The organism is Streptomyces sparsogenes subsp. cuspidosporus (assembly GCF_039532705.1).
Classification (GTDB): Bacteria; Actinomycetota; Actinomycetes; order Streptomycetales; family Streptomycetaceae; genus Streptomyces; species Streptomyces sparsogenes.
The window spans coordinates 18,378-33,445 of the sequence record NZ_BAAASD010000025.1 but is presented as its reverse complement, the minus strand read 5'-3'; the positions used below and the strand labels follow the sequence as shown (position 1 = coordinate 33,445).

Genomic DNA, 15,068 nt, shown 5'->3' with positions numbered 1-15,068 from the left:
GTTCACCGCGCCATCACACCACGCGGGCGCGGCACCGGGCCATCACCTCGCCGGCCAGGCCCCGATACCCCGACAGGTGCCACATACCGGTGGGAACCGTTCCGCGCCGCCCGCGGCTCCTAGGGAGTGAAGAGGCCGACGACATGGGGGGTTCTGTTGAGCAATGACGCACTTCCGCGCCCTGACCGCATCAGAGCGAGCCACTGGATCACCGTCTTGGCGCGGCAGTTCCCCGAGCTGCGGGCGGAGCTGGCGCCCTCCCCGCACCGCGCCGGGCTCGGGCGGGGGCGCGGGGGCGCCGACCGGCACGGGCCCTCGGCGCCCCTGCGGATGCGGATCTGCGACACCGTGCGGGACATCACCGACGGTGTCGTGGAGCTCGAGGAGGCCGTCCACGACCGGCTGGGGCTGCCGCCCGCCGGCAAGGGGTCGGTCGAGGTCAGGCTGGGCCGGCTGGCGGGGCTGCTGGACCGGGTCGAGGCCGACCCGGTGCTGATGCGGCACCTGCTGGACGAGGTCGGCGCACTGGCGCGACGCTGCTCCGGCGCGCTCGGCGACGCCGAGCCCATGGTGCGGCTGCGCGGACGATGTCCGCTGTGCGCCTCGGTCTCGCTGCGGGCGTTTCCGCTGCGGGGGACGGTGCTGTGCATCAACCCGGGTTGCCGGTGTCCGCGGCCGGACTGCGGCTGCCATGAGGACCGGGCACACCGGCACTCCTGGCCACAGGGCGAGTGGGGAGAGCTGTTCGGGCGGGGCGGGGCGGCCCTGGAAGAGATCACCGCCGCCCTGGACGGCAGGTCCGCCGTCGGGGCGGTGGGCCGATGAACACCGCCCGGGCGTCCGAGGGCACGCTGGTGACCGCCGACCTGGCCGCCCTGGAGGTGGGCGTCACTCCGGCCACCATCCGCAAGTGGGTGCAGTTGGAGCGGCTGCGGCCCGCGGGGCGCCGGGGCAAAGCGTTCCTCTACCGGCTGGAAGATGTGTTCGCGGCCGAACGTGCCGCCCGGCGACGCATGTGACCTGCGAGCCCCTTGGTCATCTCGCGACATGTGACGACAACTGGTTGCGCATGGGCAGGAGTTGCTTCACACTAGGCGACAGCGGCGGAGCTGTGCCCGGGACTCGGGCCACGGTCCCGCCGCTTTTCGCTGTGCGCAGCCCCTGACGACCGCGAGGAGTGCGCGCATGACCGAGCCCTTGGTGATCTTTCCTGACGTCGAACGCCTCGTCGTCGAGCACCTGAAGAACCGCCCCGAGCTGGCCGGGGTCCTCGTGGACAACCGGACCCCGCCCGGCTTCGACGGGACCCAGAAGGCGGTGCTGGTCTCCCGCGCGGGCGGGGTCTGGGTGGAGGACATCCATCTGGACCAGCCGCTGGTCGACCTCGAGGTGTACGGCCCCGACAAACCCACCGCCCACACCGTGGCCACAGCCGCCCGCACGGCGCTGTTCACCGTGCGCGGCACCACGTTCGGCACCGCCGGTGTCACCGACATCGTCGAGGTGGACGGCCCCCGCTGGCTGCCCGACCACCTCCACGCGGCGGCCAGCCGCTATCTGTCCACGGTCCGGCTGTCCATCCGCCCGGCGTAGCCGGCCGCCTCGCCTCACCACGTCACAAACGTCACAAGGAGCCACGCATGCCCGGAATGAACCCCAACGAGATCCGTGTCGCGGGGACCGGCCGCATCCTGACCGCCCCGCTCGGCACCACCGTCCCGGCCGATGTGTCCACGGCGTGGGCGGCGGGCTGGAAGGACCTCGGGTACACCACCACCGACGGCATCAAGTTCAACAAGAAGGACAAGATCGACCCGGTGGACACCTGGCAGTCGGTCAGCCCGGCCCGGTTCGTCTACTCCGACCGCGACCTCACCGTGAAGTTCCAGCTGCTCCAGCTCAACGAGGACACCCTGCCGTTCTTCTTCGGCGGCGACGCGGTGGCGGAGACCGCGGCCGGCTCCAAGGTGTACCGCTACGAGCTCGACGCCGAGCCGAAGAAGGACGAGCGGATGCTGGGCGTCGAGTTCGCGGACGGCGATGTCATCAAGTACCGGTTCATCCTCCGCAGGGGCCAGGTCACCGAGACCGAGGAACTCCAGCTCACCCGCACGGCCGCGGTCCGCCTGGGCGTCACCTTCACCGCGCTGGCCGTGGACAACGACACCCCGCTGGCCACCTGGCTGATGAACGACCCGGCCTTCGCCGGGTCCTGACCACCCCCGCCACTTGCCTGCGCGCGCCACCTGCCGCACCACCTCCCACCGCGAAGGAGTCGTCGCCGATGCCCGCGTTCAACGTCAACGCCGCACGCGCCCAGCGTCTGGAGGCGCTGGGCCTGACCTGGGACTTCGAGGTCGACGGGGAGACGTTCTCACTCCCCACCGAGATCCCCCGCCGCTCCGCCCACGCCCTCGCCGAGCTCAAGGACAACGACCTGGACGGGCTGCTCGCGCTGCTCATGGGCGAGAAGAGCTACCAGCGGCTGTGCGAACACGAGGTGAGCGTGCAGGACATCGCCGCGATCCTCGAGGCGTACGGCAAGGACACCGGGCTCGGCGTGGGGGAAGGCTGAGCCTCGGCGCGCTCGTGGAGGAGCACGCCGAGGCGCTGGAGGCCGATCTGCTGCGGTACTACGGCGTCGACCTGCTCGACTGGCACCGCGGGGCGCTGTCCTCGCGGCGGCTGGCGGTGCTGGTGCGCCATCTGCCGCCGGACTCGGCGTTCGTACGGGCGCGGGAGGGGGAGGCCGCGGAGTGGGGGCTGACGGACCATCTACTGGCTGCGGTGGTGGATCACCTCGCGATCGCCAACTGGATGTTCGCGTCGGTCAACCGCGACGAGTACGCGGACCCGCCGGAGACGCCGGTGCCGGTGCCGCGGCCGGCGGCGGGGACCGCCACGGCGCCCGAGACCCGGGACACGGGCCCGCCCGACGGCCCGGGCCCGGCCGCCACTGACCATGCGCCGAGCGCGGCGGAGCTGGCGCGGTTCTTCGGGTGATCTACAGGAGGGGCAATGGGGGACATCGTGCGGGACCTGCTCGGGACCGTGCAGGATCTCCGCAAGACCCTGGACAAGCGACTTCAGGAGTGGAAGGTCGAGCATGCCTGGGTGAAAAAGGCGATCGCCGGCCTGAACACCGAGGCCAACCTGCTCAAAGGCGAGGCCAACGTCGCCAGCTACTCGTTCAAGCTCGCGGGGAAGGACTTCAACCTCCAGGAGTTCCTCACGGAGAGAAGGGCCGAGCGGGAGGCACAGCAGACCATCAACGGCATCCAGTCGTCCATCGCCGAACTGAAGCAGCGTCTCGACCGCCTGCACGGCTTCGTGAGAGAGGGTGTCGTGCGGCCTTTGAACGAGCTGCACAGACAGGTCCGGGAGCTGCCCAGCCGTATCAACCGGGCCGCCAACCAGGCCGCCCGGGCGAACCACCGGCTGGACGCCCTGTCTACGCAGATCAGACGCACCGCCCCGCAGCAGCAGGCGCACATCGGCAACACCCGGTCCTTCAGCGAAACCGCCGAGCGCATCAACCACCTCGAAGCCCGTATCGACAGCTTGGCCCGGGCGCTGGGCTGAGGGACGGAGGGAGGCACCGCCATGTCACTGCTCGCGGCACTCAACAGGTCGTCGTCCGCACTGCTGAGGCTGAAGAACGGCACCGGCCAGACGGACACCAGCGTCTCCAAGTTCGCCCGGACCGCGACCCAGGCCGGGTCCGCCGTCGGCCGCATCAAGGGCGACGTCGACAAGTCGGCCAACTCCATGCGCACGCTCCAGCGGGAGGCCACCGCCGCCGAGCGCAGCGTGGCCAGGAGCGGACGTTCCATGGCCACCGCGGGCCGCAGTGCGGCGACGGGTGGGGGGCTGATGGGGCGGATGAAGACGGGGTTGCAGGGGGTGACCACGGCCCAGAAGGGCCTGAACACCGCGATGAAGTCGAACGTCTTCGGGGCGGTCATGGCGCTGCTGATGCCGCTGATCATGAAGCTCGTCGACATGGCCATGCAGTCCAAGACGGTGCAGCGGATCGTCCAGGCGGCCTTCAGGATCGTCGGCCAGGTCATCGGCACCACGATGCGGGTGGCGAAACAGGTGGTGCAGACGACGTGGAACGGCATCAAGACCGCGTTCACGGTCGTGCTGAAGGTCATCTGGACCGTGGTGAAGACCTACTTCACCATCTACAAGACCATCATCACCACGGTCATCCACGCCATCATGGCCGCCGTCCGCCCGATGCTGTCCTTCTTCTCGGAGAAGATCCCCGCCGCGTTCCGGGCCACCAGGAACGGCATCCAGCGCGCGTTCAGCGGGCTGGCCGGGATCGTCCGGGGCGCGTTCAGTGCCGTGCTGGGCGCGGTGCGGGAGCCGCTGAACGGGGTGATCGGGCTGGTCAACCGGGCGATCGGGGCGCTGAACCGGGTGAAGGTGTCGATCCCCTCGTGGGTGCCGGGCGGGATCGGTGGCAAGTCGTTCGGGGTGAACCTGCCCCCCATCCCGACACTGGCCCAGGGCGGCGTCGTGCTGCCCCGCCCCGGAGGCACCCTCGCGCTGCTCGCCGAGGCGGGGCAGGCCGAGGCCGTGCTGCCGCTGAACCGGCTGAGCACGCTGCTGGCCCGCAGCGGGCCCGCGCCCGGGCTCGCCATGGCGGGCGGCGGGCCGCGGGGCGGGTTCGTCATCGAGCACTACCACGAGGCGCCGGGCGCCAGCGCCCGGCAGACAGCCGAGGATCTGATGTTCCTGATGAAGGCGAGGGGGTGACATGGCGGGCGAGAACACCGCCGCCGAGCCGGGGCCGCGGATCACCGCCGATGGGCAGGTGCAGTGGGCCGGGCTGCTGATGGGCCCCGGGACCGACTACTGGATCGCCGCCGAGGGGCTCACCGGCTGGGAGGAACTGCCCGGCCTGGACAGCTCCGACGCCGACCGCCCGGTGGGGCACGGCGGCTGGCCGGGCTCGCAGTGGGCGCAGGCCCGTACGGTCACCGCGCAGGTGTGGTTCGCGCCGGACCCGGACGCCGGGCCCGAGGCCGTACGGGAGGCCCTGCGCGCCCTGCGCGCGGCCACCGCCGTGCGCGACGAGGAGGAGTGGCTCGCGGTGCGGCTGCACGGCGAGACGCTGGCGGTGCGGGCCCGGGTCACCCAGCGTGTGGTGCCCACCGACCGGCAGTTCGCGGCGAGCCGACTGGCGAAGATGACGCTCCAGTGGAAGGCCTCCGATCCGCGCCGCTACGCGGTGGTGGGGCGGCTGGACACCGTGGGGCTCCCCCAGCGGGAGCCGGGCCTGACCTGGCCGCTCGTCTGGCCGCTGGCCTGGGGCACGCCCGGCGCCACGGGCGACCTCACCGTGGAGAACGACGGCAGCGCGCCCGCCCATCCGGTGATCACCTTCACCGGGCCCTGCACCCGGCCGCGCCTGGCCAACCGGGCCGGCGGCGACTGGCTGGAGTACGCGATCACGCTGGCCGAGGACGACGAACTCGTCGTGGACACCGCCGAGGGGACCGTGATGTTGGGCGGCACCGCGTCGCGCCGCCACACCGCCGTCCCGGGCAGTGCTCCGGAGGAGTCGTTCACCCTGCCGCCCGGCACCTCGCAGCTGTCGTTCCGGGCCGCGTCGGGAGGGGCGGGGGCCACCGCCACGATCGCCTGGCGGAGCGCGGAGTGGTGAGCGCGGAGTGGTGAGCGCGCCGCGCACCGCACAGCCCGCACAGCCCGCACAACACCAGCCCGCGCAGCCCGAGCAGCCCGCACAGCCCGCGTAGCCCGCACAGCCCCAACAACACAGCCCGCCCCGCGCAGACCGCACGCGGCGGACAGAAGTCCTCTGATCACCGTGGGAGCCGTTTCATGACCGTTCGTTCCGCCTGGCATCCGCCCACCGGCCAGACCCGCGAGGACACCCGGCTCGCCGTCGGCCTCGGCATGGCCTCCGCCGGGCCGCTGCTGACCCGCGCCGGGTGTGTGTTCGGCGGGCTGCAGCTCACCGGCACCGCCGCCACCGGCATGCAGGCCAGACTCTCGCCCGGGCAGGTGTGGATCGCGGGCACCTCCACCGGCTCGCAGGGCGGCTACCCGGTCACCGTGGATTCCGACACCCTGCTGACCGTCGCCGACGGACACGCCAGTCTGCCGCGCGTGGACGCGCTGGTCGTGCGGGTCTACGACAACGACTACGACGGCTCCGGCAAGTACGAGGCGGCCCTGGAGCTGCTCCAGGGAACCCCGGCCGGCTCCCCCACCGCCCCGGCCGTGCCCAAGAACGCCGAACTCCTCTACGAGATCGCCGTTCCCGCCGGGGCCTCCGCCGCCAAGGGCATCACCTGGGCCTCCGCCATCACCGACCGCCGCCGCTACACCGCCGCGCTGGGCGGCATCGTGCCCGCGGCGGGCGGGGCGCCGCACAACGGGGCGTACGTCGGGCAGTACCGCGACGCGGGCGGCCGGCTGGAGCGCTGGGACGGCGCCCAGTGGACGAAGTTCATCCCCAACTCGGTCCTGGTGCACACCCTGGACTGGGGCGGCACCACCACCACCTCGTACGTGGAGGTGCTCCCCATCGACACCCTCACCTCCCTCGCCGCCACCTTCACCGCGCCGCCCTCGCGGTGGGTGTCCCTCACCTTCGGCGCCTACACGGCAGCCGACGGCGACGCCACCGCGTACATCTCCTTCCGGCTCAGGCTGCAGAGCGGCACGGAGGTGCTCGCCCCCTCCGACGACCGCGCGGCCATCCTCGCCGGCGCGGGCAGGGCGTCCATCTCCACCTGCTTCCCGGTGGGGAACCTCACCCCCGGGGCCGTGTACACCGTGACCGCCGCCTACCGGTCCTCCGTCGCCGGGACGCGCGTGCACTTCGACAACCGTTTCATCCGCGTCGACCCGGTGGCGTGAGAGCCGTGGACGCCCGCTACCGCGCCGTGTTCACCGATCTGCGCACCGACCAGGCCATCGACGTGCTGCCGCTGCAAGGCGTGGAGTACGACGACTACCTCGGCAAGCCCGGGTCGCTCAGCGCGACCCTGCCGGTGCCCGACACCCGGATGGCCGGGCGCGTCCGGGAGCTGGTGGAGGGGCGCACCGCGGTCTATCTGGAGCGTGGGGACGAGGTGTGCTGGGGCGGCATCGTGTGGACCCTGACCCCGGCCACGGACGACCGGGGCGCCACGACGGTCGGGCTGCAGGCGGCCACCTTCGACTCGTACGCGGGCCGCCGCTACATCCGGGCGAACCTGAGCTTCTCCGCGGTCGACCACCTGGAGATCGTCCGGGGGCTGTGGGAGTACATGCAGGGGGGCGAGGGCGGCCGGATCGGGGTGGAGTACGGGACGACAGCGCCGACCGTGTCCCGTACGGTGTCCTACCGCGACGGTGACGAGACCCTGGTGGAGGAGGCGATCGGGCAGCTCGCGGCGATGGAGCCCGGCTTCGAGCACCGGATCGCGGTGTACCGGGACCCGGTGTCGGGGCGTCGGGTGAAGCTGCTCCAGCTCGGCTCGCCGAAGATCCGGGTGGGCAGCCAGCCGGTGATGCTGGATCTGCCGGGCGATGTGCTGTCGTACTCCTTCCCCCGCGACGCCACGCGCGGCGGGACGACCGCGCGGGCCAGGGGCGGTACCGCGGAGGGCGGGGCGAGCACTCCGGTGCTGTCCGCGGAACAGGTGGCCCAGGACCTGATCGCGGCCGGGTTCCCGCGCCTCGACACCTCGTCCGACCACAGCAACGTCACCGACAAGGCGACGCTGGACGCGTTCGCCCGGTCCGAACTGGCCGCCCTGCGCGGCCCGGTGGTCATCCCCTCGGTCCGGATCCGTCTCGGGTCCGGCACCACGCCCGCGCTGCTCGGCACGACCGTGCGGCTGCGGATCAAGGACGTGTGGTTCTCCGAGGGCCTGGACGCCCGCTATCGCGTGGTCGGCATCAAGGTCACCGCCCCTGAGCGGGGCCGCCCGGAGACCGCCGACCTGTATCTGGAGGAGGCGGACTGATGGCGAACCTGCCCGAGGACATCGTGGACCGGATCAGGGCCCTGGAACGGCAGGTCCACCGGCTCACCACCTACGTCAACAGCAAGCCCGGCGGGATGCCGGGGACGCTGGAGGCCGCGGAGCCGCCGGGGCCGCCGGCTCCGCCCGCCGGAGAGGGCCCCGTGGACGGGCCGCCGAGCGACGGTACGGCCGACGGCGGGGGGTGACCGGTGGACGGGTCCCCGCGGACCGTCAGACGCTGCCGAAGAGCTGGGTCCAGTACGTGCCGGCCCGGCTCCCCGTCGCGTAGCCGATCCCGAGGTGGCTGAACTCCGGCTTCAGGATGTTCGCGCGGTGTCCGGGGCTGTTCATCCAGCCGCGGACCACCTCCTCGGGGGTGCGCTGACCGCACGCGATGTTCTCGCCGATGCCGCGGTGGCGGGATCCGGCGGCCCTGGCCCGGTCCCACGGTTCTCCGCCCTCGGGCGTGGTGTGGGCGTAGAAGTCGCGGGCCACCATGTCCTCGCTGTGCCGCTGCGCGGCCACGGTCAGCTGGGGATCCCGGGCCAGCGGCGGCAGTCCGGCCGCGGCCCGCTCCGCGTTGGTGAGCGCCAGGACGGCGGCGGCGGTGCGGGCCAGGCCCGCCGCCGTGAACGGCTGGGCCCACAGCACGGTCCAGAAGGTCTCCCCCGAGCGGCCGCCCACGGCCCGGCCCGTCCCGACATGCGCGACCGAGGGATCCCGGAACGGCGCGCCGCGCTCGCCGTCGGCGAGGCAGTAGTCCACGAACTCGGCCGTCGTACGGGGCCCGGAGACGAGGTGCTCGGCGATGGTCAGCGGGGCGTAGCCGGCGGCGGCGATCCGGTGGAAGACCGAGGTGCCGTCGGGGCTCTCGAGGCCGAGGCGGCCCCGCGCGGCCATGGCGTCGGCGTGGGCCCGGGCGGCCGTGCTCAGCCGCGGGTCGAGGGCGACGGCGGGGATCCCGGCGCGGGACCGCGCGCCGTTGACCAGGCCGAGGAAGCCATCGGGGTCGTAAGGGGCGGCGGCCGGGGGCGCGGAGGGCTGCGGGGGTGGCGGGGGCGCGTAGGGCTGCGGGGGCGCGGAGGGCTGCGGGGGTGGCGGGGGCGCGTAGGGCTGCGGGGGCGCGGAGGGCTGCGGGGGTGGCGGGGGCTGCCCGCCGTCGTCCGCGACGTCGACCCCGAAGTCCCGGGCCAGCCCGGCCAGTCCCTCCGCGTAGCCCTGCCCCAGGGCCCGCACCTTCCACCCGTCGCCGCGCCGGTAGAGCTCGGCGAGCAGCAGCACCGTCTCCCGGCTCGGGCGCGGCGGTGTGAAGCGGAGGGGCGGCGCCCCGCCCTCCCCCGTCACGGTCATGGTGGGGACGGGCAGCCGGCCGAGCGGCACACCGGGGTCGGCGGGGCTGATGACCACCGTGACGCGGCTCGCGCCGGGCCGCAGCCGCGCGGGCCGCACCGTGACGGTGTCGCCGTCCAGACGGGCGCCGGGCGCGGACGGCTGGTTGAAGAAGACGAAGTCGGCGTCCCCCGCGACCTTTCCGTCCTCGCCGGTGATCAGCACGGACAGGTCGAAGGGACCCGGCACCCGGATCGCCAGCGCACCGCCGGGTACCGGCGCGTTTCCGCCGGGAACCAGTTCGCCCATGTCCCACCCAACGCCGCGGCTCCGCCAGGGGTTCCGGGGCGGCGGCCCGGCCCCTCCCGGCGGACCGTGATGACCGGCCGTCGCGAGACGGTTCACGGCCCCGGAGGCGATCGGGATGTGAGATCGTCTCGCCATGGATCTTCTCGACGACCATCTCGGTGGCGTACGGGCGCGGGGCGCGGCGTTCTGCCGGTCGGTGGTCGAACCGCCGTGGGGCGTGCGGTTCACCGGGCCGGTGCCGCTCGCCCTCGCCACCGTGCTCACCGGCGACGCCTGGATCACCGTGGCGGGCTCGGCCCCGACCTTGCTGCGCGAGGGGGACATCGCGCTGATCCGCGCCGCACGGCCGTTCACCGTCTCCGACGACCCGGACACCCCGCCCCGGATCGTCATCGAGGACGAGACCACGTGCTACACGGTCGGCGACGGCCCCCCGCTGGGCAGCGACGACCTGGTCCTCGGGCCGCGCACGTGCGGGCTGGAGCCCGACGCGACCGACACGTTCATCGTCGCCGGCTACCCGATCCGCGGCGATGTGGGTGACCGGCTGCTGCGCTGCCTCCCGGACCTGGCGATCGTCCCGGACGGCCCGGACCTGGCGCCGCTGTCCGGTCTGCTGGCCACCGAGATCGTCCAGGAGGAGCCGGGCCAGCAGGTCGTCCTCGACCGGTTGCTGGACATGCTGCTGGTCAAGGCGTTGCGCCGGTGGTTCGCGCGGCCGGACGCCGAGCCGCCGGCCGGCTACCGCGCCCTGGCCGACGCGCGCGTGGGACGCGCGCTGCGGGCCCTGCACGAGGCCCCCGGGCGGCCGTGGACGGTCGCGGCCCTGGCGGCGGAGGCCGGGCTGTCCCGGGCCGCGTTCGCCCGCACGTTCACCGAGCTGGTGGGGGTGCCGCCGATGACCTATGTGACCGAGTGGCGCATGGCGCTGGCCGCCGACCTGCTGCGGGAGCGGGGGGCGAGCGTGGCGTCGGTGGCCCGCCGGATCGGCTACGCGGACGGTTTCGCGTTCAGCAACGCCTTCAAGCGGGTCCGGGGCCGGCCGCCGAGCGCCGTCCTCGCCGAGGCCCGTGGGGGCCGGCCCTGAACCGTGGCCGGACGCGGGGTCAGTCCGAGCCGGCTGTCCACGCGCCCGAGGCGGCGGCCTCCTTGACGAAGTCGGCGAAGGAGCGCGGCGGGCGGCCCAGCGCGCGCCGCACGCCGTCGCCGACCGTCTCGCCCGCTCCCCGGGCGATCGCCTCCATCAGGTCCGCCACGGCCCGGACGGTGTCGTCCGGGTATCCCTGCCCGGACAGGGCGGTGACATAGGTGTCCCGGTCGACCGGGGTGTAGCGGACCTCGTGCCCCGACGCCTCGGAGATGAGGTCGGCGACGCTGCGGAAGGAGAGCGCCTCCGGCCCGGTCACCTCGTACACCTGGCCCGCGTGGGCGTCACCGGTGAGCGCGGCGACGGCCACGTCGGCGATGTCGGCGACGTCGACGAACGCCTCGCGCCCCTCCCCGGCGGGCAGGGCCAGCTCTCCGGACATGACCGGTTCGAGGAGGAAGTCCTCGCTGAAGTTCTGCGCGAACCACCCCGCGCGCAGGATCGTCCAGCGCGGGACCGCCTCGCGCACCAGGGTTTCGAGCGGCTCCTGGTCCGGGTGGGCGCCGCCGCCCTCCCCGCGGGCCGACAGCAGGACGATGCGCTCGACGCCCTCCCGCGCGGCCCGCCGGATGAAGGCGGTGACGTCGGCGAGGTCCACGAACTCGACCATCGGGACCAGGTACACGGCCCGGACGCCCTCCAGGGCGGGGCCCCAGGTCGCCGGGTCGCCGTAGTCGAACAGGGTCCCGGTGGAGCGGGAGGCGGCGCGGACGGGGAGGCCGAGGTCGCGCAGGCGGGCGACCACGCGGCGGCCGGTCTTGCCACGGCCGCCCAGGACGAGAATCGGTGCTTGGCTCATGCCCCCATCACACCGCTCCCGCCGAGACGTTCACATGGCCATGGCGCTCGTACGCATGCGAGATCGTCTCGTCGTGCCGGGTCGTCTCGTCATGCCGGGTCGTCTCGTCATGCCGGGTCGTCTCGTCATGCCGGGTCGTCTCGTCATGCCGGGTCGTCTCGTCATGCCGGGTCGTCTCGTCATGCCGGGTCGTCTCGTCATGCCGGGTCGTCTCGTCACACGTCGAGGGACGAGGGCTGGTCTTCCGCGGCCGGTGCGGTCAGCGGGAGGCGCACCTGGAAGCGGGTGTCCCCCGGCGCCGACTCGACGCGCAGGTCGCCGTGGTGCTTGTTGACGACGATGCGCCAGGAGATGTCCAGGCCGAGCCCGGTGCCCTCGCCCACCGGCTTGGTGGTGAAGAACGGGTCGAAGACGCGGTCGCGGATGTCCGCGGGAATGCCGGGTCCCGTGTCGCCGAACTCGACGAGCAGCCGGTCACCGTCGCGGGCGGTGCGCACGGTCAGGGTGGACTGGCCGTCCACGCTGTTCATGGCGGAGACCGCGTTGTCGATCAGGTTGGTCCACACCTGGTTGAGTTCCCCCGGGTAGGCGGGGATCCTCGGCAGCGTGCGGTCGTAGTCCTTGACCACGGTGACGCGCGGGCCGATCTTGGCGGAGAGCATCAGCAGGGTGCTGTCGAGCAGTTCGTGCACATCGGCGTTCTGGTGGGGCGCGCGGTCGAGTTGCGAGTACTGCCGGGCGGCGTGGACGAGGCCCGAGACACGGGTGGTGGAGTCCTCGATCTCGTTCATGAGGAGCTCGGTCTCGACGGTGTAGTTCAGCCACCGTACGGCCCCTTCGAGGGTCTCCTCGCCCACCGCGGCCGCGACCTGGTCCAGCCAGTCGGTGTCGAGGCCGGCCTGGACGAACGTCGGCGCGAGCCGCCATCCGTCCGCGATGCCGTGGTCGTCCAGCCAGTCGGAGATCGTGTCCTCGCGGTCCGAGGCCTCCAGCGGGCTCAGGGCGGGGGCCTTGGCGACGCGCTCGGCCGTGCGCTCCTGGATCTCGACGAGGGTCGCCAGGGTGTCCCGCCGGTACGGGCCGGCCGCGATGGCGCCGAGCTTGTGGCGCATTCCCGCGACCCGCTCCCGGAGCGCCGAGGTGGCCCGCACCGCGGCAGCGGCCGGGTTGTTCAGCTCGTGGGTGAGGCCCGCCGACAGCGAGCCCAGCGCCAGCAGCCGCTCACGCTGCCCGATGGCCTGCTGGGTGTCCTTGTTGCCGAAGAAGAACCCCTCCAGCAGGTGGACCGGCATGGGGAACCACTCGTGCATGATGCGGGAGAACGTCTCGGCGGGCAGCACGAAGAACCGCGAGGGCTCGACCACGCGCAGGGAGCTGTTGTACACCTGCCGGACCCGGTCGCCCAGATAGGCGTGGAAGGCCCCCGCGTAGACCCCCCGGGCGGAGCTCCGGTTCACCTCCACATCCTGGGAGCCGACCCGGCGGGAGAGCACGAGCGTCCCCTCGAGCAGCACGTAGAAGCAGGTGGCCGGGTCGCCCTCGGCGTACACGGGCCCGGGCTCGAACCGCTCCACCCGGCCTTCGCGGCACAGCCGCTCGAGCTGCTCGGGGGCCAGCTTCTCGAACAGGAAGAGGGAGCCGATCTCCTCCCGGCTGCACGGCAGCCCGCTCACGACTGCTCCAGATACCGGTGCACCAGCATGACCGCCATGGCTCCCTCTCCGACGGCGGAGGCGACACGCTTGGCGGACTCGGCCCGCGCGTCACCCGCCACGAACACCCCGGGGACGTTCGTCTCCAGGTGGTACGGCTGCCGGTCCAGCGTCCAGTCGGCCGGGAGCTGCCCGCCGGCGGTCAGATCGGGGCCGGTCAGGATGAATCCGCGGGAGTCCCTGAGCACCGTGCCCTCCAGCCAGTCGGTCAGCGGGGCCGCGCCGATGAACACGAACATCCACTGGGCGTCGACGAGTTCGACGTGTCCGGTCTTGGTGTCGCGCAGGGCCAGCCGCTCCAGCTGGTGCGTGCCGTGGGCGGCCTCCACCACGGTGTTGGTGCGCACCGAGATCGTGGGCGCGGCCGTGACCTGCTGGATGAGGTAGTGCGACATGGAGGCCGACAGGGAGTCCCCGCGCACCACGAGGGTGACCGACTTGGCGCCCCGGGACAGGTACATGGCGGCCTGCCCGGCGGAGTTGGCGCCACCGACGATGTAGACGTCGTGGTTCTGGCAGGAGGCCGCTTCGGTCAGCGCGGAGCCGTAGAACACTCCGCACCCGGTCAGCTCGGTCGCGCCGGGCGCCTCGAGCTGCCGGTACGCCACGCCGGTGGCGAGGATCACGCAGTGCGCGGCGATCGCGGACCCGTCCGAGAACCGCACCACGCGCGCCGCGCCGTTGACCTCCAGCCCGGTGACCTCCCGCGCGGTGAGGATCTCGGCGCCGAACTTCGCCGCCTGGCGGCGGGCGCGGTCCGTGAGCTGCGCCCCGGACACGCCGTCCGGGAAGCCCAGGTAGTTCTCGATGCGTGAGCTCTGGCCCGCCTGGCCACCGGTCGCCGAGCGCTCCACCAGGACCGTCCGGAGGCCCTCGGAGGCCCCGTACACGGCCGCGCCGAGCCCGGCGGGGCCGCCGCCGATCACGACGAGGTCGTAGAAGTCGGCCGTCGGGGTGGTCGCCAGACCCACCTGGGCGGCCAGCTCCCGGTCCTCCGGTTCGACCAGCGCCGTGCCGTCCGGGGTGACCACGAGCGGGAGCCGCAGGCCGTCCTGGCCCGCCGCGGAGAGCAGCCGCCGGCCTTCCGGTTCATCGGAGGAGTACCAGCGGTACGGCACCTGGTTGCGGGCCAGGAACTCCCGTACGTCCGAGGAGCGGGCCGACCAGCGGTGTCCGACGACCTTGGTGATGAGCACCGGCCGGTGTTCGCTGGCCCGCCAGGTCTCCAGCAGGTCGTCGAGGACCGGGTAGAGCTTCTCCTCCGGCGGGTCCCAGGGCTTGAGCAGATAGTGGTCGAGGTCGACCACATTGATGGCGTCGATGGCCGCGTCGGTGTCCGCGTACGCGGTCAGCAGCACCCGGCGGGCCCCGGGGTAGATGTCGAGCGCCTGCTCCAGGAACTCGATGCCGTTCATCCGCGGCATGCGGTAGTCGGCGAGGATCACCGCCACCGCCTCGCCGCGCAGCTTCAGCTCGCGCAGCGCCTCGAGCGCGGACTCCCCGGACTCCGAGCGCACCACGCGGTGGGCCTGGCCGTAGCGTCGCCGCAGGTCACGGGCCACGGCACGGGACACTCCCGGGTCGTCGTCCACGGTCAGAATGACGGTCCGCGCGGTGTCCGCGGTGGCCGCGGTGGCCGCGGTGTCTGGGGTGGCCGCGGTGTCTGGGGCCTGTGCCATGCGTCTCCCACCCCGGCCGCTCGGCGCCACCTCTGGCGCCGCCGGTCCGGTCCGTGTACGTCCTGTACGTCCTGCGCCGGTGATCCCATCGTATGGCCG

General features: G+C 73.0%; 17 protein-coding genes. 13 read left to right on the top strand and 4 right to left on the bottom strand.

The genetic code is table 11. From position 1 onward, the window contains the following. The first annotated feature begins 156 nt into the window (after window positions 1-156). The 12 genes from ABFY07_RS25960 (at window position 157) to ABFY07_RS25905 (ending at window position 8,200) form a co-directional block, all read left to right on the top strand. Complete coding sequence (locus ABFY07_RS25960; protein ID WP_245738441.1) at window positions 157-825, top strand: hypothetical protein; 669 nt, start codon at window positions 157-159, stop codon at window positions 823-825. Beyond that, on the top strand, window positions 822-1,019 hold the full coding sequence (locus tag ABFY07_RS25955) for a hypothetical protein (protein WP_346176791.1): 198 nt from the start codon (window positions 822-824) through the stop codon (window positions 1,017-1,019). The genes ABFY07_RS25960 and ABFY07_RS25955 overlap by 4 nt, the downstream gene beginning before the upstream one ends. Before the next feature lie 166 nt (window positions 1,020-1,185). Continuing rightward, window positions 1,186-1,593: a hypothetical protein gene (locus ABFY07_RS25950; RefSeq protein WP_065967664.1), complete on the top strand. Its 408-nt coding sequence runs from the start codon at window positions 1,186-1,188 to the stop codon at window positions 1,591-1,593. Window positions 1,594-1,640: 47 nt separating this feature from the next. Further along, window positions 1,641-2,216, top strand: coding sequence for a phage tail tube protein (locus ABFY07_RS25945; protein ID WP_065967665.1), 576 nt, complete (start codon window positions 1,641-1,643; stop codon window positions 2,214-2,216). Window positions 2,217-2,284: 68 nt separating this feature from the next. Further along, window positions 2,285-2,575, top strand: a complete 291-nt coding sequence (locus ABFY07_RS25940; RefSeq protein ID WP_346176790.1) for a hypothetical protein — start codon at window positions 2,285-2,287, stop codon at window positions 2,573-2,575. 14 nt (window positions 2,576-2,589) lie between these two features. After that, window positions 2,590-3,003: a hypothetical protein gene (locus ABFY07_RS25935; RefSeq protein ID WP_346176789.1), complete on the top strand. Its 414-nt coding sequence runs from the start codon at window positions 2,590-2,592 to the stop codon at window positions 3,001-3,003. Window positions 3,004-3,018: 15 nt separating this feature from the next. Then, window positions 3,019-3,582 (top strand): hypothetical protein, encoded by a 564-nt coding sequence (locus ABFY07_RS25930; protein WP_346176788.1) that lies wholly within the window; start codon window positions 3,019-3,021, stop codon window positions 3,580-3,582. Window positions 3,583-3,603: 21 nt separating this feature from the next. After that, window positions 3,604-4,767: a phage tail family protein gene (locus ABFY07_RS25925; protein WP_346176787.1), complete on the top strand. Its 1,164-nt coding sequence runs from the start codon at window positions 3,604-3,606 to the stop codon at window positions 4,765-4,767. A 1-nt stretch (window position 4,768) separates the two neighbouring features. Next, entirely contained in the window at window positions 4,769-5,677 is a 909-nt protein-coding gene (locus tag ABFY07_RS25920) for a phage distal tail protein (protein ID WP_346176786.1), read from the top strand. A 179-nt stretch (window positions 5,678-5,856) separates the two neighbouring features. Continuing rightward, on the top strand, window positions 5,857-6,900 hold the full coding sequence (locus ABFY07_RS25915) for a hypothetical protein (RefSeq protein ID WP_346176785.1): 1,044 nt from the start codon (window positions 5,857-5,859) through the stop codon (window positions 6,898-6,900). Further along, a complete protein-coding gene (locus tag ABFY07_RS25910) occupies window positions 6,897-7,994 on the top strand; it encodes a hypothetical protein (RefSeq protein ID WP_346176784.1) in 1,098 nt (365 codons plus the stop codon). The genes ABFY07_RS25915 and ABFY07_RS25910 overlap by 4 nt, the downstream gene beginning before the upstream one ends. Beyond that, window positions 7,994-8,200 (top strand): hypothetical protein, encoded by a 207-nt coding sequence (locus ABFY07_RS25905; RefSeq protein WP_346176783.1) that lies wholly within the window; start codon window positions 7,994-7,996, stop codon window positions 8,198-8,200. Before ABFY07_RS25910 ends, ABFY07_RS25905 begins: the two co-directional genes overlap by 1 nt. Window positions 8,201-8,225: 25 nt before the next feature. On the opposite strand, the gene ABFY07_RS25900 is transcribed toward ABFY07_RS25905, so the two are convergent. After that, window positions 8,226-9,632: a CAP domain-containing protein gene (locus ABFY07_RS25900; RefSeq protein WP_346176782.1), complete on the bottom strand. Its 1,407-nt coding sequence runs from the start codon at window positions 9,630-9,632 to the stop codon at window positions 8,226-8,228. A gap of 133 nt (window positions 9,633-9,765) precedes the next feature. Between ABFY07_RS25900 and ABFY07_RS25895 the strand changes: the two genes are divergently transcribed. Next, window positions 9,766-10,719 (top strand): AraC family transcriptional regulator, encoded by a 954-nt coding sequence (locus tag ABFY07_RS25895; protein WP_346176781.1) that lies wholly within the window; start codon window positions 9,766-9,768, stop codon window positions 10,717-10,719. 19 nt (window positions 10,720-10,738) lie between these two features. On the opposite strand, the gene ABFY07_RS25890 is transcribed toward ABFY07_RS25895, so the two are convergent. The 3 genes from ABFY07_RS25890 to ABFY07_RS25880 all read right to left on the bottom strand — a co-directional run bounded on the left by ABFY07_RS25890 (window position 10,739) and on the right by ABFY07_RS25880 (window position 14,969). Continuing rightward, on the bottom strand, window positions 10,739-11,578 hold the full coding sequence (locus ABFY07_RS25890; RefSeq protein WP_346176780.1) for an NmrA family NAD(P)-binding protein: 840 nt from the start codon (window positions 11,576-11,578) through the stop codon (window positions 10,739-10,741). 215 nt (window positions 11,579-11,793) lie between these two features. Then, entirely contained in the window at window positions 11,794-13,251 is a 1,458-nt protein-coding gene (locus tag ABFY07_RS25885) for an ATP-binding protein (protein WP_346176779.1), read from the bottom strand. After that, the gene (locus ABFY07_RS25880) at window positions 13,248-14,969 is read right to left on the bottom strand and encodes an NAD(P)/FAD-dependent oxidoreductase (RefSeq protein WP_346176778.1); all 1,722 of its coding nucleotides are present in this window, start codon (window positions 14,967-14,969) and stop codon (window positions 13,248-13,250) included. The genes ABFY07_RS25885 and ABFY07_RS25880 overlap by 4 nt, the downstream gene beginning before the upstream one ends. Window positions 14,970-15,068: the final 99 nt, after the last annotated feature.